Annotated in this window: 29 protein-coding genes and 4 tRNA genes; 15 read left to right on the plus strand and 18 right to left on the minus strand. The window is 64.8% G+C overall.

Features of this window, described 5'->3' with window-relative positions:
- Positions 1 to 60 precede the first annotated feature (60 nt).
- On the plus strand, positions 61 to 1,368 hold the full coding sequence (locus QFZ46_RS18535; RefSeq protein ID WP_307363879.1) for an aminotransferase class I/II-fold pyridoxal phosphate-dependent enzyme: 1,308 nt from the start codon (positions 61 to 63) through the stop codon (positions 1,366 to 1,368).
- Between the two features lie 39 nt (positions 1,369 to 1,407).
- A complete protein-coding gene (pdxY, locus tag QFZ46_RS18540) occupies positions 1,408 to 2,259 on the plus strand; it encodes a pyridoxal kinase PdxY (protein ID WP_307363881.1) in 852 nt (283 codons plus the stop codon).
- 12 nt (positions 2,260 to 2,271) lie between these two features.
- Here pdxY and QFZ46_RS18545 read toward each other — a convergent pair whose 3' ends face one another.
- From QFZ46_RS18545 to QFZ46_RS18560, 4 genes are all read right to left on the minus strand, one after another.
- Positions 2,272 to 2,772 carry an HIT family protein gene (locus QFZ46_RS18545; RefSeq protein WP_307364679.1) on the minus strand — a complete coding sequence of 167 codons (501 nt, stop codon included), beginning with the start codon at positions 2,770 to 2,772 and terminating at the stop codon, positions 2,272 to 2,274.
- Positions 2,773 to 2,861: 89 nt separating this feature from the next.
- A complete protein-coding gene (gene thrS, locus QFZ46_RS18550; protein WP_307364681.1) occupies positions 2,862 to 4,790 on the minus strand; it encodes a threonine--tRNA ligase in 1,929 nt (642 codons plus the stop codon).
- Between the two features lie 262 nt (positions 4,791 to 5,052).
- On the minus strand, positions 5,053 to 5,721 hold the full coding sequence (locus QFZ46_RS18555; RefSeq protein ID WP_307363883.1) for a response regulator: 669 nt from the start codon (positions 5,719 to 5,721) through the stop codon (positions 5,053 to 5,055).
- Complete coding sequence (locus QFZ46_RS18560; RefSeq protein ID WP_307363885.1) at positions 5,718 to 6,875, minus strand: sensor histidine kinase; 1,158 nt, start codon at positions 6,873 to 6,875, stop codon at positions 5,718 to 5,720. Before QFZ46_RS18560 ends, QFZ46_RS18555 begins: the two co-directional genes overlap by 4 nt.
- A gap of 164 nt (positions 6,876 to 7,039) precedes the next feature.
- Between QFZ46_RS18560 and QFZ46_RS18565 the strand changes: the two genes are divergently transcribed.
- From QFZ46_RS18565 to QFZ46_RS18575, 3 genes are read left to right on the plus strand one after another with little or no spacing between them, the layout of a single operon-like run.
- A complete protein-coding gene (locus tag QFZ46_RS18565) occupies positions 7,040 to 7,993 on the plus strand; it encodes an alpha/beta hydrolase (RefSeq protein ID WP_307363887.1) in 954 nt (317 codons plus the stop codon).
- A gap of 54 nt (positions 7,994 to 8,047) precedes the next feature.
- Complete coding sequence (locus tag QFZ46_RS18570; RefSeq protein WP_307363889.1) at positions 8,048 to 8,368, plus strand: hypothetical protein; 321 nt, start codon at positions 8,048 to 8,050, stop codon at positions 8,366 to 8,368.
- Positions 8,369 to 8,419: 51 nt separating this feature from the next.
- Complete coding sequence (locus QFZ46_RS18575) at positions 8,420 to 8,578, plus strand: hypothetical protein (protein WP_307363891.1); 159 nt, start codon at positions 8,420 to 8,422, stop codon at positions 8,576 to 8,578.
- A gap of 380 nt (positions 8,579 to 8,958) precedes the next feature.
- On the opposite strand, the gene QFZ46_RS18580 is transcribed toward QFZ46_RS18575, so the two are convergent.
- The gene (locus QFZ46_RS18580) at positions 8,959 to 9,396 is read right to left on the minus strand and encodes a hypothetical protein (protein WP_307363893.1); all 438 of its coding nucleotides are present in this window, start codon (positions 9,394 to 9,396) and stop codon (positions 8,959 to 8,961) included.
- Between the two features lie 47 nt (positions 9,397 to 9,443).
- On the opposite strand from QFZ46_RS18580, the gene QFZ46_RS18585 reads away from it, so the two are divergent.
- Entirely contained in the window at positions 9,444 to 9,653 is a 210-nt protein-coding gene (locus QFZ46_RS18585) for a hypothetical protein (RefSeq protein ID WP_307363895.1), read from the plus strand.
- A gap of 17 nt (positions 9,654 to 9,670) precedes the next feature.
- Here the strand turns inward: QFZ46_RS18585 and QFZ46_RS18590 are convergent, their stop codons facing one another.
- Both QFZ46_RS18590 and QFZ46_RS18595 read right to left on the minus strand, forming a co-directional pair.
- Entirely contained in the window at positions 9,671 to 10,006 is a 336-nt protein-coding gene (locus QFZ46_RS18590) for a hypothetical protein (RefSeq protein ID WP_307363897.1), read from the minus strand.
- A 113-nt stretch (positions 10,007 to 10,119) separates the two neighbouring features.
- Positions 10,120 to 10,320: a hypothetical protein gene (locus QFZ46_RS18595; RefSeq protein ID WP_307363899.1), complete on the minus strand. Its 201-nt coding sequence runs from the start codon at positions 10,318 to 10,320 to the stop codon at positions 10,120 to 10,122.
- Between the two features lie 21 nt (positions 10,321 to 10,341).
- Between QFZ46_RS18595 and QFZ46_RS18600 the strand changes: the two genes are divergently transcribed.
- Entirely contained in the window at positions 10,342 to 10,581 is a 240-nt protein-coding gene (locus QFZ46_RS18600) for a hypothetical protein (RefSeq protein WP_307363901.1), read from the plus strand.
- Positions 10,582 to 10,658: 77 nt separating this feature from the next.
- Here the strand turns inward: QFZ46_RS18600 and QFZ46_RS18605 are convergent.
- The 3 genes from QFZ46_RS18605 to QFZ46_RS18615 all read right to left on the minus strand — a co-directional run bounded on the left by QFZ46_RS18605 (position 10,659) and on the right by QFZ46_RS18615 (position 10,955).
- Positions 10,659 to 10,730, minus strand: a tRNA-Val gene (locus QFZ46_RS18605).
- Between the two features lie 28 nt (positions 10,731 to 10,758).
- Positions 10,759 to 10,829: transfer RNA gene (locus tag QFZ46_RS18610), tRNA-Cys, on the minus strand.
- A 54-nt stretch (positions 10,830 to 10,883) separates the two neighbouring features.
- Positions 10,884 to 10,955, minus strand: a tRNA-Gly gene (locus tag QFZ46_RS18615).
- Positions 10,956 to 11,104: 149 nt separating this feature from the next.
- On the opposite strand from QFZ46_RS18615, the gene QFZ46_RS18620 reads away from it, so the two are divergent.
- Positions 11,105 to 11,180 (plus strand) — tRNA-Val (locus tag QFZ46_RS18620).
- Positions 11,181 to 11,204: 24 nt separating this feature from the next.
- A complete protein-coding gene (locus QFZ46_RS18625; protein WP_307363903.1) occupies positions 11,205 to 11,762 on the plus strand; it encodes a dihydrofolate reductase family protein in 558 nt (185 codons plus the stop codon).
- 24 nt (positions 11,763 to 11,786) lie between these two features.
- Here the strand turns inward: QFZ46_RS18625 and QFZ46_RS18630 are convergent, their stop codons facing one another.
- Positions 11,787 to 12,380, minus strand: a complete 594-nt coding sequence (locus tag QFZ46_RS18630) for a helix-turn-helix domain-containing protein (RefSeq protein WP_307363905.1) — start codon at positions 12,378 to 12,380, stop codon at positions 11,787 to 11,789.
- Between the two features lie 67 nt (positions 12,381 to 12,447).
- On the opposite strand from QFZ46_RS18630, the gene QFZ46_RS18635 reads away from it, so the two are divergent.
- Complete coding sequence (locus QFZ46_RS18635; protein ID WP_307363908.1) at positions 12,448 to 13,449, plus strand: NAD(P)/FAD-dependent oxidoreductase; 1,002 nt, start codon at positions 12,448 to 12,450, stop codon at positions 13,447 to 13,449.
- Entirely contained in the window at positions 13,446 to 14,105 is a 660-nt protein-coding gene (locus QFZ46_RS18640) for an SAM-dependent methyltransferase (protein ID WP_307363909.1), read from the plus strand. Before QFZ46_RS18635 ends, QFZ46_RS18640 begins: the two co-directional genes overlap by 4 nt.
- Positions 14,106 to 14,147: 42 nt before the next feature.
- Here the strand turns inward: QFZ46_RS18640 and QFZ46_RS18645 are convergent, their stop codons facing one another.
- Together QFZ46_RS18645 and QFZ46_RS18650 are read right to left on the minus strand one after the other, a co-directional pair.
- Positions 14,148 to 14,528: an SPW repeat domain-containing protein gene (locus QFZ46_RS18645; RefSeq protein ID WP_307363911.1), complete on the minus strand. Its 381-nt coding sequence runs from the start codon at positions 14,526 to 14,528 to the stop codon at positions 14,148 to 14,150.
- Between the two features lie 92 nt (positions 14,529 to 14,620).
- Positions 14,621 to 14,812 (minus strand): multidrug transporter, encoded by a 192-nt coding sequence (locus tag QFZ46_RS18650; protein WP_307364683.1) that lies wholly within the window; start codon positions 14,810 to 14,812, stop codon positions 14,621 to 14,623.
- 323 nt (positions 14,813 to 15,135) lie between these two features.
- Here QFZ46_RS18650 and QFZ46_RS18655 point away from each other — a divergent pair, with 323 nt between their 5' ends.
- On the plus strand, positions 15,136 to 16,242 hold the full coding sequence (locus QFZ46_RS18655; protein ID WP_307363913.1) for a DUF1611 domain-containing protein: 1,107 nt from the start codon (positions 15,136 to 15,138) through the stop codon (positions 16,240 to 16,242).
- Here the strand turns inward: QFZ46_RS18655 and QFZ46_RS18660 are convergent.
- Entirely contained in the window at positions 16,223 to 17,032 is an 810-nt protein-coding gene (locus QFZ46_RS18660; RefSeq protein ID WP_307363915.1) for a MerR family transcriptional regulator, read from the minus strand. The genes QFZ46_RS18655 and QFZ46_RS18660 overlap by 20 nt on opposite strands.
- A 94-nt stretch (positions 17,033 to 17,126) precedes the next feature.
- On the opposite strand from QFZ46_RS18660, the gene QFZ46_RS18665 reads away from it, so the two are divergent.
- Positions 17,127 to 17,552, plus strand: a complete 426-nt coding sequence (locus tag QFZ46_RS18665) for a GIY-YIG nuclease family protein (RefSeq protein WP_307363917.1) — start codon at positions 17,127 to 17,129, stop codon at positions 17,550 to 17,552.
- Between the two features lie 15 nt (positions 17,553 to 17,567).
- Here the strand turns inward: QFZ46_RS18665 and QFZ46_RS18670 are convergent, their stop codons facing one another.
- From QFZ46_RS18670 to zapE, 3 genes are all read right to left on the minus strand, one after another.
- Complete coding sequence (locus tag QFZ46_RS18670) at positions 17,568 to 18,125, minus strand: type II toxin-antitoxin system PemK/MazF family toxin (protein ID WP_307363919.1); 558 nt, start codon at positions 18,123 to 18,125, stop codon at positions 17,568 to 17,570.
- Between the two features lie 43 nt (positions 18,126 to 18,168).
- Positions 18,169 to 19,407 (minus strand): ammonium transporter, encoded by a 1,239-nt coding sequence (locus QFZ46_RS18675; protein ID WP_307363921.1) that lies wholly within the window; start codon positions 19,405 to 19,407, stop codon positions 18,169 to 18,171.
- 116 nt (positions 19,408 to 19,523) lie between these two features.
- Positions 19,524 to 20,570, minus strand: coding sequence for a cell division protein ZapE (gene zapE, locus QFZ46_RS18680; RefSeq protein ID WP_307363923.1), 1,047 nt, complete (start codon positions 20,568 to 20,570; stop codon positions 19,524 to 19,526).
- 129 nt (positions 20,571 to 20,699) lie between these two features.
- Between zapE and QFZ46_RS18685 the strand changes: the two genes are divergently transcribed.
- Positions 20,700 to 21,596, plus strand: coding sequence for a sulfurtransferase (locus QFZ46_RS18685; protein WP_307363926.1), 897 nt, complete (start codon positions 20,700 to 20,702; stop codon positions 21,594 to 21,596).
- A gap of 19 nt (positions 21,597 to 21,615) precedes the next feature.
- Entirely contained in the window at positions 21,616 to 22,047 is a 432-nt protein-coding gene (locus QFZ46_RS18690; RefSeq protein WP_307363928.1) for a SufE family protein, read from the plus strand.
- Here the strand turns inward: QFZ46_RS18690 and QFZ46_RS18695 are convergent.
- Positions 22,031 to 23,188 carry an alpha/beta hydrolase family protein gene (locus QFZ46_RS18695; protein WP_307363930.1) on the minus strand — a complete coding sequence of 386 codons (1,158 nt, stop codon included), beginning with the start codon at positions 23,186 to 23,188 and terminating at the stop codon, positions 22,031 to 22,033. The genes QFZ46_RS18690 and QFZ46_RS18695 overlap by 17 nt on opposite strands.
- Positions 23,189 to 23,199: the final 11 nt, after the last annotated feature.

Genomic DNA, 23,199 nt, shown 5'->3' on the forward strand with positions numbered 1-23,199 from the left:
ATCTATGCCAAAAGATATCACTGTCGGCGCGCCCCGTAGACTCACATGTCGAGGGGTGACATGAACGACCAGATCACAGGGACCACGGCGGCCGACATCGCCACGAGCGTGCGCGAGTTGCGTGACCGCGGCATCCTGCGCCCCGGCGCGACGCTCCCCCCGGTTCGTGAGCTCGCGGCCCGCCTCGGCGTGAACCGCAACACCACTGTCGCCGCCTATCGGCAGCTCGCCCACGCCGGCCTCGTCGTCAGCCGTGGGCGTGCAGGCACCATGCTCGTAGAGCACGATGCGGTCGCGCAGGAGGGCTACGCCGCCGACACCGTGCTGCGCGACGTCGGCACCGGCAACCCGGACCCGCGTCTCATCCCCGATCCTTCGCCGGTGCTGTCGACCGTCACCGGTCGTCCGGTGCTCTACGGCGAGCCCGTGATCGACACTGGCCTCGAAGCCTGGGCGCGGGAGTGGATCTCCCCCGATCTGCAGGCGGCCGACTTCCGCATCACCGTCACCAGCGGAGCGGTGGATGCTGTCGAGCGCCTGCTCGCACAGGCGCTGATGCGCGACGACGCCGTGGCACTCGAGGATCCGTGCTTCCTCGCCAGCATCCACACCGTCCGCCTCGGAGGCTACCGGGCAGTGCCGGTGCCGGTCGACGACGAAGGCATGACTGTCGAGGGCCTGCGTGCGGCTCTGGATGCCGGTGTGAGAGCGATCATCTGCACGCCGCGCGCGCAGAATCCGACCGGGGTCAGCCTCTCGCCCGCACGTGCTGTCGCGCTGCGCGCGTTGCTGACTGCGCATCCGTACGTCCTGATCATCGAGGACGATCACTTCTCGATGCTGTCTTCGCGCGGGTACGAGAGCCTGATCGGCCCCGATCACAAGCGCTTCGCGCTACTGCGGTCGGTATCGAAGTTCCTCGGCCCCGACATGTGCCTCGCCGTCGCTGCGACCGACCCGGAGACGGCCGAGCGGCTCGCTATGAGACTGAGCCCCGGCACTACCTGGGTCAGCCACCTGTTGCAGCGTCTCACGTTGGGACTGCTCGATGACGGCGGTGTGCGCGCGGCGATCCGCGCCGCCGGCGCCCACTACGCCGAGCGCAACGAGGCGTTCGCGGAACAGCTGCGCGCGCACGGAATCGAGACGCGCTATGTGGACGGCATGAACCTCTGGGTCGAGCTTCCGATTCCGGCGCGGACGGTGTCGGAGCGGCTGATGCGCCGCGGTTGGCTGGTGCGCACCGGCGACGGCTTCTCGCTCACAGACACTGACTCGCCGTCGCGACATCTGCGGCTCACCGTGCACGATCTGACGCAGGCCGAGGCGGAGCAGCTCGTGGCAGACATCGCCGGCGCGGTGCGCTGAGATGCGCAGCGTGGTCTTCGGCAGTGAGAAGATCGAAGGATGAAGATCCTCTCGATCCAGTCCGCCGTCGCTTACGGCCACGTCGGCAACTCGGCCGCAGTGTTCCCCCTGCAGCGCATCGGCGTCGACGTGCTTCCGGTGAACACGGTCAACTTCTCGAATCACACCGGCTACGGCGCCTGGCGCGGACCTCTGATCGACCCGAGCGATGTGGCCGACGTGATCACAGGAATCGAGGAGCGGGGCGCCTTCCCCCAGATCGACGCGATCCTGTCCGGATATCAGGGCGGCGAGGGCATCGGCGATGTCATCATCGATGCGGTCGCCCGCGTCAAGGCTGCCAATCCGAAGGCGCTGTATGCGTGCGATCCGGTGATGGGCAATGCGAAATCCGGATGCTTCGTCGCACCGGCGATCCCCGAACTGCTGCGTGAGCGTGTGGTTCCGGTCGCCGACATCATCACGCCGAACCAGTTCGAGCTCGGTTTCCTCACCGGTACCGAGCCCGACACGCTGGAATCGACGCTCGCGTCGGTCGACGCCGCCCGCGCGATGGGGCCATCGACTGTGCTCGTCACGAGCGTCGAGCGTCCGGACCGCGAGGAGGGCACGATCGAGATGCTCGCGGCCGATGACGCCGGAGCGTGGATCGTGCAGACCCCGTACTTGCCGATGAAGGCCAACGGCTCGGGCGATGTCACCGCGGCGCTGTTCACCGCGCACTACGTCGAAACCGGCAGCGCTCAGATAGCGCTCGAGCGCACGGCTTCGAGCGTGTTCGACCTGCTGCAGTTGACTCTCGACGCCGGTGCGCGCGAGCTGCTGCTCATCGAGGCGCAGGAATCGTACGCGCACCCGAAGCTGCAGTTCGCCGCCCGTCAGGTGCGCTGAACCCGCCGCCGGTCAGCCCTGTGGCCAGGCGTGCGCCACTGCCTCCCGAACCTGCCCGAGCAGCTGCGGCAGCGCCTTGGTCTTCGCGATGATCGGGAAGAAGTTCGCGTCTGATCCCCAGCGCGGGACAATGTGCTGGTGGAGGTGCCCGTCGACCCCGGCCCCTGCGACCGCGCCCTGATTCATGCCGAGGTTGAAGCCATCGCAGTTCGACACGTCTCGCAGCACGCGCATGCCGGTCTGCGTCAGTGCGCCGATCTCTGCGACCTCTTCCGCCGTCGCCTGGTCGTACGTCGCGATGTGACGGTACGGGCACACGAGCAGGTGTCCGGAGTTGTACGGGAACAGGTTCAGCAGCACGTAGGCGGTCTTGCCGCGGGCGACGATCAGCCGCTCGGCATCCGGGTGCTTCGGCGCCTCGCAGAACGGGCATTCATCGCGCAGCGGCTGCGGCCCCGCCTGGATGTACGCCATCCGGTGCGGGGTCCACAGCCGCTGGAACTCATCGGGGATCCCGGCGAGGTGTCCGGCATCCTCCGCGCTTACGCCGGACGCCTCGGTCCCCGACGCGGCGTCAGTGAGCGATGGGTCCGGCGTCGAGGTCACGCCAAGTCCTCCACCGTGTGCACGAGCGCATGGGTGTCGATGGCCGTGCGGATGCGGGCGACGGCATCCGCAATCGGCACACCGTTCTCCTGCGTACCGTCACGGAAGCGGAATGAGACGGTGCCGGCGTCCCGGTCCTTCTCCCCCGCGATGAGGATCAGCGGCACCTTGCCCGTGGTGTGCGTGCGGATCTTCTTCTGCATCCGGTCGTCCGACACGTCGAGTTCGGCGCGTACGCCGCCGTCACGCAGCGTCGTGATCACTTCGCCGAGGTAATCCGCGAAGTCATCTGCGACGGGGATCCCGACGACTTGCACCGGCGAGAGCCACACCGGGAAGTCGCCGGCGTAGTGCTCGAGCAGGATCGCGAAGAAGCGCTCGATCGAGCCGAACAGCGCACGGTGGATCATGATCGGGCGCTTCTTCTGCCCGTCTTTGTCCATGAACTCGAGATCGAAGCGCTCTGGCAGGTTCGGGTCGACCTGCACCGTCGAGAGCTGCCAGGTGCGGCCGATCGCATCCCGCGTCTTCAGGTCGATCTTCGGGCCGTAGAAGGCAGCCTCACCGGGAACCTCGGTGAGCTTGAGACCGGATGCCACGGCGACCCGCCGCAGCGCGTCGGTCGAGGATTCCCAGAACTCGTCCGAGCCGATCCACTTGGACTTCTCGTCGTCCTTCATCGACAGCTCGAGCTCGAATTCGGTGAGCCCGAAGTCGCGGAGCATCGAGAGGATGAACTCGAGGACCTTCGCGACCTCGTCCTCCAGCTGATCGGGCGTGACGAAGAGGTGCGAGTCGTCCTGGGTGAACCCGCGCACGCGGGTGAGGCCGTGCAGAGCGCCGGAGAGCTCGTTGCGATACACCGTTCCGTTCTCCGCGAAGCGCAGGGGCAGGTCCCGGTAACTGCGTGCACGCTCCTTGTAGATCAGGATGTGCATCGGGCAGTTCATGGGCTTCAGGTAGTAGTCCTGGCCCTGCTTGGTGATCTCGCCGTTCTCGTCGCGCTCCTCGTCCATCACGATCGGAGGGAACATGCCCTCCTTGTAGGTGACGAGGTGGTTCGAGGTGAGGAAGAGGTCTTCCTTGGAGATGTGCGGCGTGTACACGTAGGTGTAGCCGCCCTCGATGTGGCGTTTGCGGGCGTGCTGCTCCATCTCGCCGCGGATCATGCCGCCGCGCGGGTGCCACACCGAAAGCCCAGAGCCGATCTCCTCGGGGAACGAGAACAGGTCGAGTTCCTTGCCGAGGCGACGGTGGTCGCGCTTGGCTGCCTCTTCGAGGCGGTGCTGGTAGGCGCGAAGCTCTTCCTTGGTCGGCCACGCCGTGCCGTAGATGCGCTGCAGCTGCGGATTCTTCTCGCTGCCGCGCCAGTAGGCGGCGGCGATGCGGGTGAGGTCCCAGCCGTTGCCGATCATGCGGGTGCTGGGCAGGTGCGGTCCGCGGCAGAGATCCTTCCAGACGACCTCGCCGTCCTTCGTGGTGTTGTCGTAGATCGTCAGCTCGCCGGCGCCCACCTCGACGGATGCGCCTTCGGCAGCTTCCTTGCTGCCGCCTTTGAGCCCGATCAGCTCGAGCTTGAACGGCTCGTTCGCGAGCTCGGCGCGAGCCTCGTCGTCGGTCACGACGCGGCGCACGAAGCGCTGCCCCTCGCGGACGATGCGCTGCATCTCCTTCGAGATCGCCTTGATGTCCTCCGGAGTGAAAGGCGTCTCGACGCCGAAGTCGTAGTAGAAGCCGTCGGTGATCGGAGGGCCGATACCGAGGTTCGCCTGGGGGTTGATGCGCTGAACCGCCTGCGCGAGAACATGCGCCGTCGAGTGACGCAGAATCGCGAGCCCGTCTTCGCTGTCGATCGTGACGGGTTCGACCTCGTCGGTCTTCGTCACGGTGGTCGCAAGATCCTTCAGGTCGCCGTTGACGCGCATCGCGACGACGGATCGGTCAGAGAACAAGGCGAAGCCGTCTGTCGGCTGGGCGTTTTCAGGCACTGAATCACTCCATTTGGGTCGCCTCTAGGCTACTCGCCTCCCGGCATCGTCTGCGCGCTCCGAGCGGACGCCACTCGGGTGCGACCCCGTTAACGAAAAGTGCTCCCGTGGAGTGGAAGTCCACGGGAGCGGCGATCACGTTCGTCTAGAAGGGACGACGCGTGAACTCTTCCAGTATCGCACGTGATTGAAGTGACGTTCACGCACCGGCGCTGATGAGACCCGACTCGTAGGCGAGGATCACAAGCTGTGCGCGGTCGCGAGCGTCCACCTTCGACATGATCCGGTTGACGTGGGTCTTGGCCGTGTGCGGGGAGATCACCAGTTCTGCGGATATCTCCTGATTCGTTCGCCCTGCTGCGACCAGGATGAGCACTTCCCGCTCTCGCATCGTGAGACGTGCGAGCCTGTCGTCATCCCACGCAGCTGTCCTTTGCGCGCTTTGCAGCACAGAGCGCTCGATGAGAGCCTTCGTCGCGGCGGAGGACAGCAGCGACTCACCCGAGTGGATCGTCCGTACCGCGCGCACGATCTCGTCGGGCTCCGCCCCTTTCCCGATGAACCCGCTTGCACCTGCCCGCAGGGCAGCCACGACGTACTCGTCCTCTTCGAAAGTCGTCAGGATGAGCACACGCGTCTCGTTGCCGGTTGAAGGGGCACAGATCTTTTCCGTGGCGGCAATCCCGTCGAGTTCCGGCATCCGGATGTCCATGAGCACGACGTCTGGGGCGAACGTGATCGCGGCGGACACCGCCTCGCGGCCGTTCGAGGCTTCGCCTACGAGCTGGATATCGCCGCTGTCGGTCAGGATGTCGCGGATCGCGTGCCGCACGAGAGGCTGATCATCTACGACGAGGACGGTGATCATCGCGCCGTCGTCTCCTCGGCCGGCAACGAGATCTCGAGCCGGAACTCTTCAGCGTCGTGCGCGGTTTCGACACGGCCCCTCACTGCGGCGACTCGTTCCCGCAGACCGCGTAGTCCATGCCCGCTCGCCGTCGTGGAGGGAGGTCCGTCGCCGAGCGGATTGGCGATGATCAGCACGACTTCGCCGTCACCACTGCGCAGACGGACGGCAGCGCGGCCCTCAGCGCCATGTTTGTGTGCGTTGGTGAGTCCTTCCTGCAGCGCCAGGTAGGCGACGTGATTCACAGCTGGCGAGAGCACCGGCATGACCTGGGCCGGCTCCAGTTCGACGCGCAGACCGACGTCGGCGAAGCGGGTGATGAGATCACCGACGCTGTCCAAGCCCGCCTGCGGATGAAGGCCGTGAGGATCTTCCGGGTCGTCGGCGCGAAGGAGCGTCATCAGTCCACCGATGTCTGTGAGGACGGTGCGCGAGGCGCTGCGGATGTTCGAAAGGGCTTCTCGAGCTCGTTCGGGTCGACTCTCCAGCGATGAGGACGCGACGCCTGCGCTGAGGCTGATGACCGAGATCTGGTGTGCGACGACATCGTGCAGGTCGCGGGCGATGCGAACGCGCTCTTCAGCGACGCGTCGGCGGGCCTCGTCCTCCTGTCCGCGTTCTGCCCGCTCCGCGCGTTCCATCATCGCCGTGAGGTACTCGCGTCGCGATCGAGCGGCATCGCCCAGCGCACCGGCCAGAACGATCAACGTGACGAACTGCATGGCAAGAGAGTCGAACAGGTCACCTCCCAGCGGCACCGAGTTCACGAAGAACACGACCAGCGTCGCGACAGCGACACTGAGAATCCCGATCCAGCGCCGGCTCCGCGAGGTCACCGAGAACGTCGTGATCGCGACGGCGATGAGCGTGCTCGGAGCGAGCACGCCTGCGAAGGCCATGACGACGTCGCACACGACGCTGACCCCGAGTGCAGCAATCGGCCAACGTCGACGGAACGGCATCGCTGCGGCAGGCAGCAGCGCGACGGCGAGAAGCGGTCCGTGCGCCCGGGAGGTCTCGTCGGGGAAGGGCACGACGCCGAACAGCACGACAACGGCGACGGCGATCACATCCCCCAGTGGTGTCGCGATCCCGGGTGGGCGAAGTGTCGGCACTCCCCCAGTATCCCCCGCTCCCTTTGGGGCCGAATCCACCACGAGGACCACATGCGCGTACTGCGAACGCAGTACTGAGATGCCCACGTCGGGGTGATGTGCTGGTCTCCTCTGCCCTGGACGCTGGAGAAGAGGGCACGTCGCGTACCCCGGGAGAGGCAGATATGAAGAAGCTCGCGAAGAGAGCGCTGGTGGTTGTGACGGCCATCGGAGCAATGCTCGCGGTCGGTCTGACGACCACGACTGTTGTGCACGCAGTGGCAACCGAGATCGAAAGCAGTGAGATTGAGCCCTATGGCCAGAGCGTGTCCGTCGACGGGCGCGACATGAACGTCCTCGTCGCCGGGAACGGGCCGGAAGACGTCGTTCTTCTACCTGGTTTCGGCACAGCGTCTCCGGTGCTCGATTTCGAACCGCTTGTCGCTGACCTTTCCCGAGACCATCGTGTGATCGTGGTCGAACCCTTCGGCTACGGTCTGAGCGACGGCACCGATCGGGAGCGCACGACGCAGAACATCGTCACCGAGATTCACGCAGCGCTCGAGGCGTTGGACGTCGACAACTACGTGCTGATGGGACACTCCATTGCGGGCATCTACGGAATCGAGTTCGCTGCACGCTATCCAGAGGAGGTGACGGCCTTCGTCGGCATCGATTCGAGCGTCCCCGGGCAGCCGAACATGGACATGCAATTCCCCACCGGTCTGCTCGCGGCAGCGAAGAACCTCGGGTTGCTCCGCCTCGCTGCAGCAATCGCCGGCGACGAGGGCTACAGTGGCCCCGCGTACACCGAGCGTGCTCGTGAGCAGATCGGCATGATCGCCAATCGGAACTCGCTCAGCCCCACCTATCTCGACGAGATGGCTCACATCAGTTCGAACTTCGAACGCGCTCTCAACACGCGCTTCCCGTCGGACCTGCCGTTGCTCCTCTTCGTCGTGGCTGACAATGTGAAGAACCCTGACTGGCTCCCGCTGCACGAGCGGCAAGCACTGAATGCGAACGACGGCACGGTCGTGCCGATGGACGGCGAGCATTACCTCCACCACACCCACGCCGCCGAGATCGCCGATGAGTTCAGAGCCTGGGAGGACGAACACGTCTCGCAGCCGGAGTGAGAACCTACTAACTCGGGTGAGGCCCGGAGCTTAGGCCCCGGGCACACCTGACGCATGGTCGACCGCTCCAAGAAGCCATCTCTCTGGGATGCGATGCGCTTCGGCGTGAACGGTACGACCCGCGCGGATCTCCTGCCGGTCATCGCCCCGGCCCCGCAGCGCGACCCCGCCGACGTCGCAGAGCCAGAGACCGTCGACCGTGACGACATCATCGATTCGCCGTACGCGCCCATGAGTCAGCGCGAACGACTGCACCTGATCGAGACCCGCCCCACGCTCGCACCATGGGCCGAGAAACCCATCAGTACCGCCGACGGCCTCACCGAGATGGGAAGCCATCGCGCTACCCGACGCCGACGAGACCCGCCTACCTGACGTCAATGGCACCCCCACCGGCGCACGCGCCCCGTTCTAAGGATAAAGACCATGACCGTAAACCTGACCCCACCCAAGCCCGTCCGCATGTTCAACGGCCCACTACTGCGCGACATGCTCGATGATCACTACGTGGCCGGCATCGCCGCCGTCTACCGTCTCGAGCCTGCGCGTTCGGCCCAGAGCTCGACCCCGCCGTATCGATCATAGCCAGCATTGACATCGCCCTACCCACGATCAACTGGGATGCCCCACAGCTCGTGCAGGGCATCAACCGAGAGCAACGCACCGTCTCAGTCGTATCGTTCCCGACTACAGGCCCCAGTCCCGCTGACGTGGATACCGACCGCCCATCAGATCGGCATCCCACCAGTGCGATTCGGGATCGCTGGTGGCCGTGTGGTTGTCGTCTGCGACAGCATCGACCCTTACGTCATCACCACCGCGACAACCCGCGCCCACCGATAAGTCACAGCCGAGCTCGCGCACACGATCGAAGAACGAAACACGTGGCGCGAACACAGCGCCCGATGCATCCGAGATGCCGTCACCAAACGCCGTGAACTTGTCGACACCGTGGCGCACGGGGTCTAGCTCGCTCGCCGGATCTCCGCCAGCAACGTGAGAGTCCCAAGTTGCGATTCAATCGCCCACTTCTTCCACTCTGGCATCTCGGGATCGTCAAGAAGTCGACGTAGCGCGGATTCCGAGTCAAGCTTCTGTGACCACAGGTTCGGCACCAACTCGGCATCGAGAAGGCCCACGAGAGTTAGCGCTTCAGTACCCATGCGCGCGGATTCGTCGCGGTCTGTCGATCCGCCCCGGTTCAAATTCTCGGTGAGTCGGGCCAAAACATCGAGTTGAAACATCAGATGCTCACGCTTCAAAGATGCCGCCTGCTCCCGGCGGGCGATCTCCCGAGTGTTGCGTCGGTCTGCCGCCGAGGTAGCGAGAGCGACAATCGAAGCCGCGACAGCAACGACGATTGCTGCAGTCTGGATGGCAAGTGATATCTGATCTGCGGTCATGCCCATGAACCTATCGCCCGGTGCGACACTGACAGTACGCTCCCAACATGGCCAGCATCGAAGTTCCAATCAGCGACGAGAAGATCATCACTCTCCTGAAGGAGAAGTACGGGCTGGACTTCGGCAAAGGTCGACTTCAAGGCATCGAGGTTACGAGGGAACCGCAGGTGTCGAACTCGTCCATTTCGCACATCGTCTCGGTACGGCTCGACTTCGGCCTTGAGCTTGGCGAAATCGAAGATCTCGTCGGCTACTGAGCGTCGAAACCGCGCACTTAGCGGGAGTAGATCTGCTCTGGAATCCCGCTTGAATCAGCCCCGCCCGGATACACCATTACCTGGTAAGGCTTCGCCACGTTGATCTCGCCCCCACAGGCCCACTCGCCCCCCGGATACTCCCCGCGGTAGTCCAGCGCGACTTTGCTTGTTCCCACTGATGCGCTTGTCAGTTGATCCGTATCCACGCCTGCCCAGTCAGCGACGATCTGTATGCACTCCTGCTCGACGGCGTACTTGCCAGTCCCACTCGGAGCCAGAGCGCCCGAGAATGAGGCCCAGAGGAACCCGGCCGCCAGAACGACCGCGATGCCAAAGAAGATGTTCTTCGCCACTCCGCTTTTTCGGGGCTTGTCACCATTCGTCGGGACGGGACTCGAGGATGCTGGAGCGCCGATCGGACCCGCTGCGGGCCGCTCGCCGTATGGCCGAGACCCCGACTCGCCGCTCACACCGTCTCTACAACAGCGGTGATCGATGTTCCCATTTCGCCCCGACCTAGGGGGTTGGCCACGCCACGGACCGCGATCGACACAATCCGCACGGGTGGCCAGTCTCTCAACGCCTCTTCGAGCGACTGAATCGCCTGAGCCTCACCGCCGCCCAGTGCCGTAACGGAGATGACCTTCTGCTGCGGGATGAGTGCCATTTCCGAAGCATAGCGATAGACATGTCAGCCGCCGTGGAGTCCTGGCCCGGACCGGTGCTCGAGGATCTACAGCGCGTGGCCGGCGGCAGGGCTGACATCGTCGCGATGGAAGCGGGATCGTGGGCAGGCGTCTATGAGGACGAGAACACGCTTACCTTGGCACGCGCGCTGCTTGAGATCCCCGGCGCACCCGACTGGGTAAAGCTCGGGCAGGAACGGCGCGCCGCTGGGCGACACTCGACCGAGGGATTCGCGCGCTGAGAAATCCGGTATTGCACGCATATTGCACGGAGTCCCCCACCAACGAGAAAACCCCCGGAAAACCGGGGGTTTATCTGTGCGCGATACTGGGATCGAACCAGTGACCTCTTCCGTGTCAGGGAAGCGCGCTACCGCTGCGCCAATCGCGCCTATTCAGGCTATTAAGTTGAAGCGACGAGGTGGCGACGGGATTCGAACCCGTGTAAACGGCTTTGCAGGCCGGTGCCTAGCCGCTCGGCCACGCCACCGTGTGGATTGACCCCACGTGCCGTGAGCCCCTCAGAAAGAGACTCCTGCACTCGAGCGGATGACGAGATTCGAACTCGCGACCCTCACCTTGGCAAGGTGATGCGCTACCACTGCGCTACATCCGCGTTGTGTTCCGGCTGACCGGGCACTTGTAAAACATTAGCCGATCATTTCGATCCCGCAAAACCGAAACACGATCTCGCGCGTGTCTTGCGGTTTGGTCGTGAGCGCGTCTGACGTTCAGGTAATATCGTTTTTCGACCCCCTGGGTCATGGGCGATTGGCGCAGTTGGTAGCGCGCTTCCTTCACACGGAAGAGGTCATCGGTTCGAGTCCGGTATCGCCCACCACATTCTCAGATCTAGAATCCCCGCATGGGAATCCTGACCTTCAGCATCAACGTCACCCTCGACGGGTGCGTCGACCATCAAGAGGGAATCGCCGACGACGAGACCCACGCCTACTTCACCCGTCTCATGGACGAGGCAGGAGCGATGCTGTGGGGCCGCGTCACCTACGAGATGATGGAGAGCGCCTGGCCCGCAGTCGCTCGCGGTGACGCGGATGCACCGCCGGCCTTACGCGAATGGGCGGTCAAGCTGGACGTCAAGCCGAAATATGTGGTGTCGTCCACGCGAAATGACTTCCCGTGGACCAACAGCCACCACATCACCGACGACCTGCGAGCCGGCGTCCAGAAGCTCAAGGACATGACTCCGGCGGGCGTGCTGCTCGGCAGCGCTGCACTCGCAGCGGAGCTTGACCGGCTGGAGCTGATCGACGAGTACAAGTTCCTCGTCCACCCCATGATCGCCGGCCACGGTCCAACCCTCTACCGGAGCGGGCTGCCCAACACGCGGCGGCTTGAGTTGGTCTCGGCGACGCCGCTCCGCGACGGCGTGGTGGCCATGCACTACCGGCGCGCGGACTGACACACAGCGTTCCCTGCATCTCGTTCACTGAGGTGGAACGGACGGCGCGGCCGGCCGCGCACGCAGATGGATGCGTTTGCCGTCTTTGCTGAAGATCGACAGCAGCTCCGTCTGCTGGTTGCCGACGCCCGACAACCAGTGCGGGATGCGCGTGTCGAACTCCGCGGCCTCGCCCGGGCCGAGGATCACGTCCTGCTCCCCGATCACCAGACGCAGGCGTCCCGAGAGGACGTAGAGCCACTCCTGCCCGTCGTGCACCTTCGGCTCCGGCACCGCGGAGACGCCGGCCGGATTCGCCGGAAACGTCACCTTGTACGTCTGCACCGGACTCGATTCCGGTGAGAGCGATTCATACCAGGTGTCTCCCATGCGCTTCTTGGTGCGCGCCACACGCGGATCCGGCGCTTTGCGAGGGACGATGTCGTCGAGCTCCAGCCTCAGAGCCCTCGCGATCGGCACGACGAGCTCCAGATTCGGGGCGCGTTTGCCGGCCTCAAGGCGCGACAACGTGCTCGATGAGATCCCGGTCGCCTCGGAGAGGTCGACAAGCGTCATGCTGCGCTTCTCTCGCCAGCTCTTGAGTCGCGGACCGATGAGCGCCACCGAATCGTCGGGCATCAGCATCCTCCTTGCTATTTCGGCATGGATATTTGCCACAACGGTATCACCGGCGCAGGCTGAGATCATGACACGCGACGACCGATCAACAACAGTATCCACATCCGACCCCGAGGCAGCGACCTGGGATGTCGTGATCATCGGCGGCGGAGCCGCAGGCCTGAGCGCCGCGCTCATCCTGTCGCGGGCCCGACGACGAGTCCTCGTGCTCGACGCGCAAGCGCCCCGCAACCGGTTCGCGCCGCACATGCACGGCGTACTGAGCAGGGATGGCTACTCCCCTCTCGACCTCGTGGCCGACGGCCGTCGCGAGGTGTTGGCCGCGGATGGAGTCATCCAGAACGCGCGCGTCACCGACGCCCGCATGATCGCTGACGGATTCGAGCTCACCACTGAAGCCGGCGCCCGAGTCACCGCCCGTCGCGTGATCTTCGCAACAGGCACCCGCGATGCGCTCCCCGAGATCGATGGACTCGCAGAGCAGTGGGGCCGCGGCGTCGTGGCCTGCCCGTACTGCGACGGCTACGAGGCCGCTGGACGCCGGATCGGCTTACTGCTGGGCTCTGTGGCAGGCATCCACAAAGCGCACATGCTGCGCTCGTACTCCGCCGACATCACGGTGTTCACCGCACTCGCGGAGCCCATCCCCGAGATCGAACGACGCATTCTGGAGGAACGCGGCATCCGTCTAGAAGACCAGATCGTGACGCGCGTCGTGTCCGATGGAGATCGGCTGACAGGACTCGCCCTCTCCGACGGCACGGTCACGCAGATCGATGCCCTCTTCGCGGAACCACGACTCGTCCCCCTTGACGAACCGCTGCAGCAACTCGGTGCCGCACGCAAGGAAACTCCGTTCGGCGAATGGCCCGCTGTCGACGAGTTCGGGCGGACGAGCATCCCCGGCGTCTGGGCAGTGGGCAACACTGCGAATCCGGCCGCGCTGGTGCCGATCGCGATGGGATCGGGCGCAACAGCCGCTCTTGCGTTGAACGGAGAGTTCGTCGCCGAAGAGGTGGCGGTCGCCGCTGCAGCGGTGAACGCCCAGCAGAAAGCAGAAGCGCGATGACCGGAGAGCCGGGTGGCGCCGCTACGGATGCGATGCAGTTCTGGGACGAGCGATACGTGAGCAGACGCACCGAACACGGTCGAATCTGGAGCGGAGACGTCAATTCAACGGTGGAACAGCAGTTGAAAGGGCTGCCGCCGGGCTCCGCGCTCGAACTCGGATCAGGAGAAGGCGCAGATGCACTCTGGCTCGCCGCCCAAGGCTGGAACGTCACCGCACTGGACATCTCATCCGTCGCCCTGGCGGTCGGCGCAGCGGAGGCCACGAAGGAGGGACTCTCCGACCGGATCGAGTGGGTTCAGACCGATCTCGCGACCTGGCGTCCGTCCGCGCAGTACGACCTCGTCATGTCTGCGTTCCTGCATTCCCCCGTCGAGTTCCCACGGGAGGCAGTCCTCCGGCGTGCGGTCTCCGCGGTCGCGCCGGGCGGCAGCCTGCTCATCGTCGGACACGGCGGGTTCCCGCCCATGTCTGAGCATGCACACGGCACCGACTTCCCGTCGTTCCCGTCGCCCGACGACGTTCTGGCATCACTCCACTTGCCCAGCGGATGGGCGGTCGAGACGAACGCGCTGATCGAACGAACCGCGAAGTGGCGTGACGAGCAGGACGTCGTTCTCGTCGACACGGTGCTGCGCGTGCGCCGTGACGAATAGACACGGCGCACGCGCAGCTCCCCCCGCACCTCGGAACTCGGGTCAGCGGTTTCGGGTCGCACTGGGTCCGGGCTGTGGCTTGGAGAACAGCACGACGATGATCACCGTGACGCCCACTACGACGTGCGGGAGCCACACGTTGAGCGCCTCGCCTGCGAAGCCGAAGATCCATGGCGACAGCGCGAGGAACAAGCTCGCCACGATGTCGAACACGAGGTGAACAGGCATCGGAATGAACCCGAACGGTCCCCATTCGTACTTCGTGAAGAGGCTGTAAACGATCAGGCCGACGCCGAGCACGATCGGGATGACGACGGCAGGTCCTCCGACTCCCGCGAACCCGAACAACCACGGCGCCGCGATGAGCGCGATGCCGACGAGATAGTCGAGGACGCCGTGAACCTTGGTGGGGATGAAGCGCATGATTCCTCCTTGAGTATGGCCGCGATATCGCGGCTGTCATGGGAGGTTCGTCACGGCGGGGAAATCGGATGGGATGTCCAGCCGAATGCGGTTCAGTCGGATTCGGTTTCTCCGTCCGCTTCCGGCATCCCCGGGCCCGGCCCGGGCCGCACGGCAGCATTCTCGGCGACGTCCACCCGTGTCACTCCATCGTGTTCGGTCACATCCACACGCGGCGCCGCGTCCGCCTCAGTGGCGTTCGGCGCCGTCGTGAGCTGATCGTGGCGCTTCTGATCTGGGGTCATCTCTTCGTGCGACACCTCGTGTCCTTTCCTCGGAAGACTCAAGGTATCCGCGGACCACCCCCGGAGGTCAGGGGGTTGATGTTGGTCGTCGGCACGACTAGGCGAACGACCGCCCCGGATTCAATTCACGCCTGACCCGCAGGTTTCACTGCTACGGTGAGCGAAGTCGGCATCTTGTCGGCGTCAGGGAAGACTTCTTGTCGACCAACGGGCCGTTACGGGCCATTTCGTTCTCCGTCGCCTCCTCTGGATCATCTCGAGGAGACCCGATTTCCGTGTACCCGTATACCCATTCCGCTGATTCGAAGTCGAACGACTCATCGGTGCCGATTCCGATGCTTCCGGTCGGTTCGACAGCGATCGTCTATTGCGAGGCCCAGTTCGGCGAACAGGACGGCAAAACGGCGAACGGCCTGGTCCGCCACTCCGAGAAGTACGAGATCCTCAGCGTCATCGACAGCCGCCATGCCGGCGCGGACGCCGGTGACTTTCTCGACGGCACCGCGAACGGCATCCCGATCCTGTCGAGCCTCGCAGAGGCGATCGCCCATGCAGGCAAGGTTCCCGACTACCTCATCTGCGGTGTCGCACCAGCCGACGGCCTTCTCTCCGACGCGCAGCGTGTGGTACTGCTGGACGGCATCGCCCACGGCATGCACATCATCAACGGTCTGCACGAGTTCCTGAACGACGACGCGGAGTTCGTCGCAGCCGCGCTGCTTTCGGGCGTCACCATCACCGACGTGCGTCGCCCGAAAGACAAGAAGGATCTTCACCTGTTCTCCGGGCGCATCTTCGACGTCACCTGCCCGCGCATTGCCGTACTCGGCACCGACGGCGCCATCGGAAAGCGCACCACGGCCACATTGCTCGTGCAGGCGCTCAACGACCGCGGCATCCACGCTGTCATGGTCGGTACAGGACAGACCACGATCATCCAGGGCGGACGCTACGGCGTCGCACTCGACGCTCTCGTTCCGCAGTTCTGCTCCGGCGAAGTGGAGAACCAGGTCGTCGCGGCCTTCGAGGGCGAGAACCCCGACATCATCATCGTTGAGGGCCAGGGCGCTCTCAGCCATCCCGCGTACCTCACCTCTGCGCACATCCTGCGGGGCAGCCGGCCGGCGGGCGTGATCGTGCAGCATGCACCAGGCAGGCGCGTGCTCGGCGACTTCCCGATGATGCCGATGCCCGACGTCGCCAGCGAGGTCGCACTCATCGAGGCGTTCGCCGATACCAGGGTGATCGGCGTGACGGTCAACCACGAGCACCTCACGGATGCCCAGATCACTGCTGCCATCGATGAGATCGAGCTCGATCTCGGAGTCCCGGCAACCGACCCACTGACGCGCCCGTTGAGCAATCTGGTCGACATGGTGCTGCAGGCATTCCCCGAACTCTCGAAGGCGCTCACGCAGAGCCCCGCCTGACCGGTTGCTGCAGTTCGGTCACCCAATCCGCCTGGTCCTCCGAGATCGCGCGGACATACAGTTCGCGGCAGGGACCCGCGTGGACCAGGCCTCGAGCGAAGATCGCGGCGTGGATCGCCTGCCAGCTCTCGGCGATGTGATCCATCGGACCGAGATGGATGCCGCAGACTGCGGTCTCGGCGGCGGGCAGCTCGACGATCTCCAAGCCGTCCTGTGCAGGTCCGTTGTAGGCGTACCCGGCGACGATCTGAAGCCCGTCTTCAGTCGTGTCGTACTGCGCGATCGGTGTCGCCAGAGACCCGCACTCATCGCCCATGATCTCCGCGACGGCGTCGAAGGCAGGACCGACGACACCTGCGACCTCTGGTTGATCGGCGACGACCGCGCGGCGTGCGGCGAGACGGACAGCAGGCAGGGGCTTCTCGATGATCTCGATCTGGGACATGTGCTTCTCTTTCTCGATGAGTTGGAGCCGCCGTTCCACGTCGACGAGTCTGGCGGCGGCGATCCGGTGCTCCTGCTCGACCTCCGCGCGACGAATGCGCAGCAGGGCCTCGATGCGATCCGCATCGACCCCCTGGTCGAGAATCGACGAGATGTCGTCAAGCCCGAAACCGAGCTGACGCAACGCGACGATCCGATGCAGACGCTCGAGTTGCGAGGGATCATAGGATCGATAGCCGCTGAACTCATCCACATGAGCCGGCACGAGCAGACCTGCGGTGTCCCAATGCCGCAGCATCCGGTGAGTCACCTGGCCGATCTGCCCGAATGCTCCGATGGACAACATGTCTCAGTTCTCCCGCCTCCCACAGTGTGAGAGTCAAGTATCGCTCTCGGAATCGCCTTCTCCGACGTCGCTGCCCCCGAGTACGCTCCACCTGATGGTCAAGAACGCTGCGCTCCCCGGCCCGTGCACGCTGTGCGGCGGCGTCGACGGGGAGCGGCGGCACGGCTCGTGGCACTGCGCCGCATGCGGCTGGCGTTACGGCGACGTGCCGGATGCGGAGCTGCCGCTCCCCCGTATCGACGTCGTCTACTACCTGCGGTTCGATCGCAGGGTGAAGATCGGCACGAGCATGCGTCCGCGTCAGCGGTTGGCCAGCATCCGTCATGAAGAGCTTCTCGCCTTCGAGCGCGGCGGCAGGGCCACAGAACACCAGCGCCATCGCGAATTCGCGGACGCCCGTGAAGGCGGTGAGTGGTTCACGCTCACCGACGAACTCAGTGCTCACATCGCGAGATTACGAGCCGTCGGCGATCCCTGGCAGCTCTACGCACGCTGGCTCAGCGAGGCGCTGCAGTCCTGACGTACCGCGACGCGGTCAACGGGCCCATCCGTAGCGGGCGGTCAACGCCGCGGCGACGCGATCGTAGAGCGGGCGGCCCAGCACGGCGGCCTCACGCCGCATACCATCCTCGTGCACGCTGTACAGCTGCTCGATATCCACCCACGATTCGCGGCCCTGCGAATCCCACGCGCCGCTGCCGATCGACAGGTAATCCCGATCACGATCGTGTGCCTTGCTGGTCATCCGCACCGCATACACGCGGTCGGCGGATTCCCGACCGATCACGAGCACCGGACGGTCTTTGCCACGGCCGTCGTTCTCCTCATAAGGGACCCACGTCCAGATAATCTCCCCGGAATCCGGAGCACCGTCCTTCGACGGGGTGTAGCCGATTCGAAGACCCTCGATGCGCTCAGGATCGATGCGCCGCGTATCACTGCCCTGCGCCCGGCCGGCATCGGAACGCTCCGACTCGACGCTGGACGCAGTCGAACGTCCCGCCTCCTTCTCAGGAGAACGGGACGTTCGAGATGTCAGCGCCTTCAGAATGATGTCTGCGAGCTGAGCCAGGATGTTCTTCGAAGAAGTCACCCCGTCACCCTATCGGCGGCCCGGCCACCGAAGCGGCTCAGGATCAGGCGTCGACCAGCGCGTAACCCTCCTCGCCGTGGACCACGGAGTCGACACCGGCGATCTCGTCCTCGTTCGTGATGCGGAATCCGATCGTCTTCTGAATCGCGAAGCCGATGATGAAGGCGACGACGAAGGCGTAGATCAGTACTCCGAGGGCTGCGATCACCTGAACGGCGAGCTGGCGGGCGTCGCCACCGACGAACAGCCCGGTCTCCGAGGCGAAGAAGCCGAGGTAGATCGTGCCGAGCAGACCACCGACGAGGTGGATGCCGACGACGTCGAGTGAATCGTCGAAACCGAGGCGGAACTTCAGCTCGACGGCGAGGGCGCATACGATTCCGGCGACTGCGCCGAGGAGCAGCGACCAACCGGGAGTCAGGTTCGCGCAGGCCGGAGTGATGGCGACGAGACCGGCGACGGCGCCAGAGGCTGCACCGACCGAGGTGGCTTTGCCGTCCTTGATGCGCTCGATGAGGATCCAGCCGAGGATCGCGGCGGCCGTCGCGCCGAGGGTGTTCAGTCCGATCAGACCAACACCTCCCATGTCTTCCGACAACCATTCGGCGCCGGCGTTGAAGCCGAACCAGCCGAACCACAGCAGCGCAGCACCCAGAAGCGTCAGCGGCACGTTGTGCGGCTTGAGGATGCCCTTCTGGAACCCGATGCGCTTGCCGAGCACGAGCGCGAGCGCCAGCGCAGCCGCACCTGCGTTGATGTGAACGGCCGTTCCACCGGCGTAGTCGATCACCGCGATGCCACTGTCCTCACCGAACAGCGTGGTGCCGAGATTCATGATCCAGCCCCCGCCCCAGACCCAGGCGGCGATCGGGAAGTAGCCGACCGTCGCGAAGATACCTGCGAAGATCAGCCAGCTGCCGAACTTGGCGCGATCCGCGATGGCTCCCGAGATCAGCGCGACGGTGATGATCGCGAAGGTCGCGCCGTAAGCGACACCGAGAAGAGCGACGTTCGAGCCTTCGCCTGCAGCGAGGCTGCTCAGGCCGAAGTCCGCGAACGGATTGCCGGCGAACTGGGTCGGACTCTCCACCGCGCTCATCGAGAAGCCGAACAGGATCCAGAGCACCGCGACGAGACCGATGGAGCCGAAGCTCATCATCATCATGCTGACGACGCTCTTCGCCTTGACGAGTCCGCCGTAGAAGAAAGCCACGCCAGGCGTCATCAACAGCACGAGCGCCGTGGCGGTGATAGCCCACGAGATGTTGCCGGGAGAATCCATAGGAAAACCTCACATCCGAAGTAATTGAGAGCTTCAGTGTGGCGAGGCCCGATTTCCGGGAAGCGCTGTGAGTGTTTCCGTACGGTTACACCCGGATGCCGTGTGTAACCATCGCGTTACGCGACGCTGGGTTGCTCCGCAGAATGTGTGAGCGCATTCAGCCTGGAGATGGCGCGAAGGTACTTCTTGCGGTATCCACCGCCGAGCATCTCGTCGGCGAAGACCTGGTCCAGGCTCACGCCGGTCGCGACGATCGGAAGCTGCGCGTCATAGACCCGGTCGACGAACGCGACGAATCGCAGTGCCTCGGACTGATCGGTCAGAATCTGCACGTCTCGAAGGCCGACGAGCGACAGCCCGTCGATCAGCCGGATGTAACGCGAGGGATGCACTTTCGCCAGGTGACGGATGACATCACCGAACGCGTCGTCAGATGCCGTGCCCGCCGCGTCCGCGATCCTCCGTGCGTACTCCACCTCGTCAAGTGCGACGGCGTGACCGTCGAGCGCACGCTGACGAAAATCGACACCGTCGATGCGGATGGTCTCGAAGCTGTCCGACATCGCGTGGATCTCGCGCAGGAAGTCCTGAGCCGCGAACCGGCCTTCTCCGAGCGCATTCGGCGGCGTGTTCGACGTCGCGGCAAGGCGGGTGCCTGTGCTCACGAGTTCTCCGAGCAGGCGTGTCATCACCATGGTGTCGCCCGGGTCGTCGAGCTCGAACTCGTCGATGCAGATCAGATCCGCACCGCGCAGCAGATCGACGGTGTTGCGATAGCCGAGCGCACCGACGAGAGCCGTGTATTCGATGAATGAGCCGAAGTACTTACGACGCGCGGGCATCGCGTGGTAGATCGATGCGAGAAGGTGGGTCTTTCCGACTCCGAAGCCGCCGTCGAGATAAACGCCGGGCTTCAGCGCCGGCTCCTTCTTCGCACGGCTGAAGAATCCTCCGCGCCTGGCGGGCGCACCGCGACCGGCGAACTTCTCCAGCAGCGCTTTCGACTCCGCCTGCGACGGGTACGCGGCATCCGAGCGATAGGTCTCGAACGTGGCGTCATCGAACTGCGGCGGCGGAACCAGGCTCGCGAGCATCTCGGGCCCGGTGACCACGGGCAGGCGCTCGGTGAGATGCGCAGCGTTCGCGCTGTCGGTGTCTGTCATTCGTTTCCTGTGTCGAAGTCTTACAGAACGGGTGCCCGGCGCACCGAACGGCTCTATCGTCGAAGGGACGGCTCCACACTACGCCGTCACAGCCCGAGCCTTCGCTCGCACCCCACCGAGGAGCGCAACGTGACCATCGAGTTCGATTCTTCATCTGAGAAGTTCGCCGAATACGCCGAGCCAGGACGACTCGTCACCACCGAATGGCTCGCGGCGCATCTCGGCGAGCCCGGGCTGGTCGTCGTCGAGTCCGACGAAGACGTGCTCCTCTACGAGACCGGACACATCCCCGGCGCGGTGAAGGTCGACTGGCACACCGAGCTCAACGACCCCGTCGTGCGCGACTACGTCGATGGCGAGGGCTTCGCCGCACTGCTCAGCCGCAAGGGCATCTCGCGCGACGACACCGTCGTCATCTACGGCGACAAGAACAACTGGTGGGCGGCATACGCGCTCTGGGTCTTCTCCCTCTTCGGGCATGAGGATGTGCGCCTCCTCGACGGCGGCCGCGATCGCTGGATCACCGAGGGTCGGGAGATCACCACGGAGACCACCGCAGTCACGCCAACCGAGTACCCGGTCGTCGAGCGCGATGATTCCCTGCTGAGGGCGTACAAGGACGACGTCGTCGCGTTCATCGGCAAGGGCCCCCTGATCGACGTCCGGTCTCCGGAGGAGTACAGCGGAGAGCGCACCACCGCTCCCGCGTATCCCGAAGAGGGCACATTGCGCGCGGGTCACATCCCCACCGCGCAGAGCGTGCCGTGGGCCAAGGCTGTCGCTGAGGATGGCGGCTTCCGCAGTCGGGCAGAACTCGACTCGATCTACCGCGACGGTGCAGGACTCAAGGATGGCGACGACGTCGTGGCGTACTGCCGCATCGGTGAGCGCTCGAGCCACACCTGGTTCGTGCTGAAGCACCTGCTGGGGTTCGAGAACGTCCGCAACTACGACGGGTCCTGGACGGAATGGGGCAGCGCCGTGCGCGTGCCGATCGTCACCGGTGCAGAGCCCGGTGCTCTCTGAGCATGTGACAATGACAGGGATGAGCACCACGCACGTTCCTGATTCCCTCGCGGAGATCCGCGACGACTTCCTCGAGCTTCCGGAGGATGAGCGACTCCAGCTGCTGCTGGAGTTCTCCAACGAGCTCCCCGCAGTATCGGAAGAAGTCGCGAACCATCCCGAGATGTACGAGCGGGTGGCAGAGTGCCAGTCTCCCGTCTACATCTACGTGGAAGTCGCGGACGACATCGTCACGATGCACGCGACGGCGCCGCCGGAAGCTCCGACCACGCGCGGTTTCGCCAGCATCCTGGTGCAGGGCATCAGCGGGCTGACGGCCGACGAGGTGCTCGCCATCCCCGACGACTTTCCGCAGAGCATCGGTCTCACTCGCGCAGTTTCGCCGTTGCGGATCGGCGGGATGACGGGGATGCTGATGCGGGCGAAGAAGCAGGTCAGGCAGAAGCGCTGAAGCCGTTCGCGCCCATCCAATCGGTGATCGCCGCAGTCCATCCGATCTGGTCGTAATTCCAGATCTTCGTGTGCCGTGCGCCGGTGAATCTCGGCATCGTGACGAGGTCGGGGCGCGCCTCGGCGAGGGCATGGGACGCGTCGGCCGGCACGAAACCATCGTCCTCGCTGTGCAGCACGAGGATCGGCACCGTGAGTTCGTCTGCTCGCGCCACCATGTCGAGCTTGTCGAATGGAATCACGAACTCCGAACCGGACAGCCGCGCGGTCAACGGTGACGACAACGCATTCATGGCCAGCGCCGGGAACGGATCGCGGATGCCCTCTTCGCGCGCCTGGAAACGCAGAACAGTCCGCCAATCGACCACGGGCGAGTCGAGCACTAGTCCGGCGATCGTTTCCCTGTGCGCCGACGAGACGGCAGTCTGCAGCGCTATCGCACCGCCCATAGACCATCCCATCAGAAGCACCTGCGTCGCCCCATGACGCAGCGCGTATGAGATCGCAGCATCCACGTCGCGCCACTCCGACGCGCCGAGCGCATAGGAGCCACCCTTGCTGCGTGGTGCTTCCCCATCGTTCCGGTACGAGACGACAAGGTTCGGCATGCCCAGTGAGTGGAACACCGGCACTGCCCGAAGGCATTCTGCACGGGTCACTCCCCGACCATGGATCTGAATGACCCACGTCGAGGATTCGGCGGGGAACAGCCAGGCAGGGCAGGGTCCGGCTGGCGAACCGATCAGCACGCTCTCCCACGGCAGATGCAGTTCGCTCGGCGTCGAGTAGTACCAGCCGCTGAAACCTGCTGCGCGATCGATCCTGGCACCAGATTCGATCTGGGTGAGCAGCTTCCGCCTCACGCGCTTCGCATCCGCGCTCAGCACGGCACCGAGTTTCACGTACCCGTGGGTGCCGGTTGTGAACAGGCCGTAGCGGCCGGGCAGCTCCGTATCGCGAGTGCGCGAGAGTTCGATGGTCTGTGCACCGGTGTCGACCGCGAGGATATCGGTGTCGGCCGCCCGGACGGAGGGCGTGACCACCCTGCGGGCTATCGCGAACACGAGAAACGCCGCCGCGGTGCCCAGCATCGCGATCAGCGCAGGGACCAGCAGTGCAACGGCGTGCCTGAGACTCTTCATCGCTTCCTGAC

The sequence above is a fragment of the Microbacterium murale genome, assembly GCF_030815955.1.
Classification (GTDB): Bacteria; Actinomycetota; Actinomycetes; order Actinomycetales; family Microbacteriaceae; genus Microbacterium; species Microbacterium murale_A.

Coding starts and splice junctions, on each gene's coding strand:
- QFZ46_RS18535 (WP_307363879.1), top strand. CDS start 61: ATGAACGACCAGATCACAGGGACCACGGCGGCCGACATCGCCACGAGC.
- pdxY (WP_307363881.1), top strand. CDS start 1,408: ATGAAGATCCTCTCGATCCAGTCCGCCGTCGCTTACGGCCACGTCGGC.
- thrS (WP_307364681.1), bottom strand. CDS start 4,790: ATGCGCGTCAACGGCGACCTGAAGGATCTTGCGACCACCGTGACGAAG.
- QFZ46_RS18555 (WP_307363883.1), bottom strand. CDS start 5,721: ATGATCACCGTCCTCGTCGTAGATGATCAGCCTCTCGTGCGGCACGCG.
- QFZ46_RS18565 (WP_307363887.1), top strand. CDS start 7,040: ATGAAGAAGCTCGCGAAGAGAGCGCTGGTGGTTGTGACGGCCATCGGA.
- QFZ46_RS18570 (WP_307363889.1), top strand. CDS start 8,048: ATGGTCGACCGCTCCAAGAAGCCATCTCTCTGGGATGCGATGCGCTTC.
- QFZ46_RS18575 (WP_307363891.1), top strand. CDS start 8,420: ATGACCGTAAACCTGACCCCACCCAAGCCCGTCCGCATGTTCAACGGC.
- QFZ46_RS18580 (WP_307363893.1), bottom strand. CDS start 9,396: ATGACCGCAGATCAGATATCACTTGCCATCCAGACTGCAGCAATCGTC.
- QFZ46_RS18585 (WP_307363895.1), top strand. CDS start 9,444: ATGGCCAGCATCGAAGTTCCAATCAGCGACGAGAAGATCATCACTCTC.
- QFZ46_RS18595 (WP_307363899.1), bottom strand. CDS start 10,320: ATGGCACTCATCCCGCAGCAGAAGGTCATCTCCGTTACGGCACTGGGC.
- QFZ46_RS18600 (WP_307363901.1), top strand. CDS start 10,342: ATGTCAGCCGCCGTGGAGTCCTGGCCCGGACCGGTGCTCGAGGATCTA.
- QFZ46_RS18625 (WP_307363903.1), top strand. CDS start 11,205: ATGGGAATCCTGACCTTCAGCATCAACGTCACCCTCGACGGGTGCGTC.
- QFZ46_RS18630 (WP_307363905.1), bottom strand. CDS start 12,380: ATGCCCGACGATTCGGTGGCGCTCATCGGTCCGCGACTCAAGAGCTGG.
- QFZ46_RS18635 (WP_307363908.1), top strand. CDS start 12,448: ATGACACGCGACGACCGATCAACAACAGTATCCACATCCGACCCCGAG.
- QFZ46_RS18640 (WP_307363909.1), top strand. CDS start 13,446: ATGACCGGAGAGCCGGGTGGCGCCGCTACGGATGCGATGCAGTTCTGG.
- QFZ46_RS18645 (WP_307363911.1), bottom strand. CDS start 14,528: ATGCGCTTCATCCCCACCAAGGTTCACGGCGTCCTCGACTATCTCGTC.
- QFZ46_RS18650 (WP_307364683.1), bottom strand. CDS start 14,812: ATGACCCCAGATCAGAAGCGCCACGATCAGCTCACGACGGCGCCGAAC.
- QFZ46_RS18660 (WP_307363915.1), bottom strand. CDS start 17,032: ATGTTGTCCATCGGAGCATTCGGGCAGATCGGCCAGGTGACTCACCGG.
- QFZ46_RS18665 (WP_307363917.1), top strand. CDS start 17,127: ATGGTCAAGAACGCTGCGCTCCCCGGCCCGTGCACGCTGTGCGGCGGC.
- QFZ46_RS18675 (WP_307363921.1), bottom strand. CDS start 19,407: ATGGATTCTCCCGGCAACATCTCGTGGGCTATCACCGCCACGGCGCTC.
- zapE (WP_307363923.1), bottom strand. CDS start 20,570: ATGACAGACACCGACAGCGCGAACGCTGCGCATCTCACCGAGCGCCTG.
- QFZ46_RS18690 (WP_307363928.1), top strand. CDS start 21,616: ATGAGCACCACGCACGTTCCTGATTCCCTCGCGGAGATCCGCGACGAC.
- QFZ46_RS18695 (WP_307363930.1), bottom strand. CDS start 23,188: ATGAAGAGTCTCAGGCACGCCGTTGCACTGCTGGTCCCTGCGCTGATC.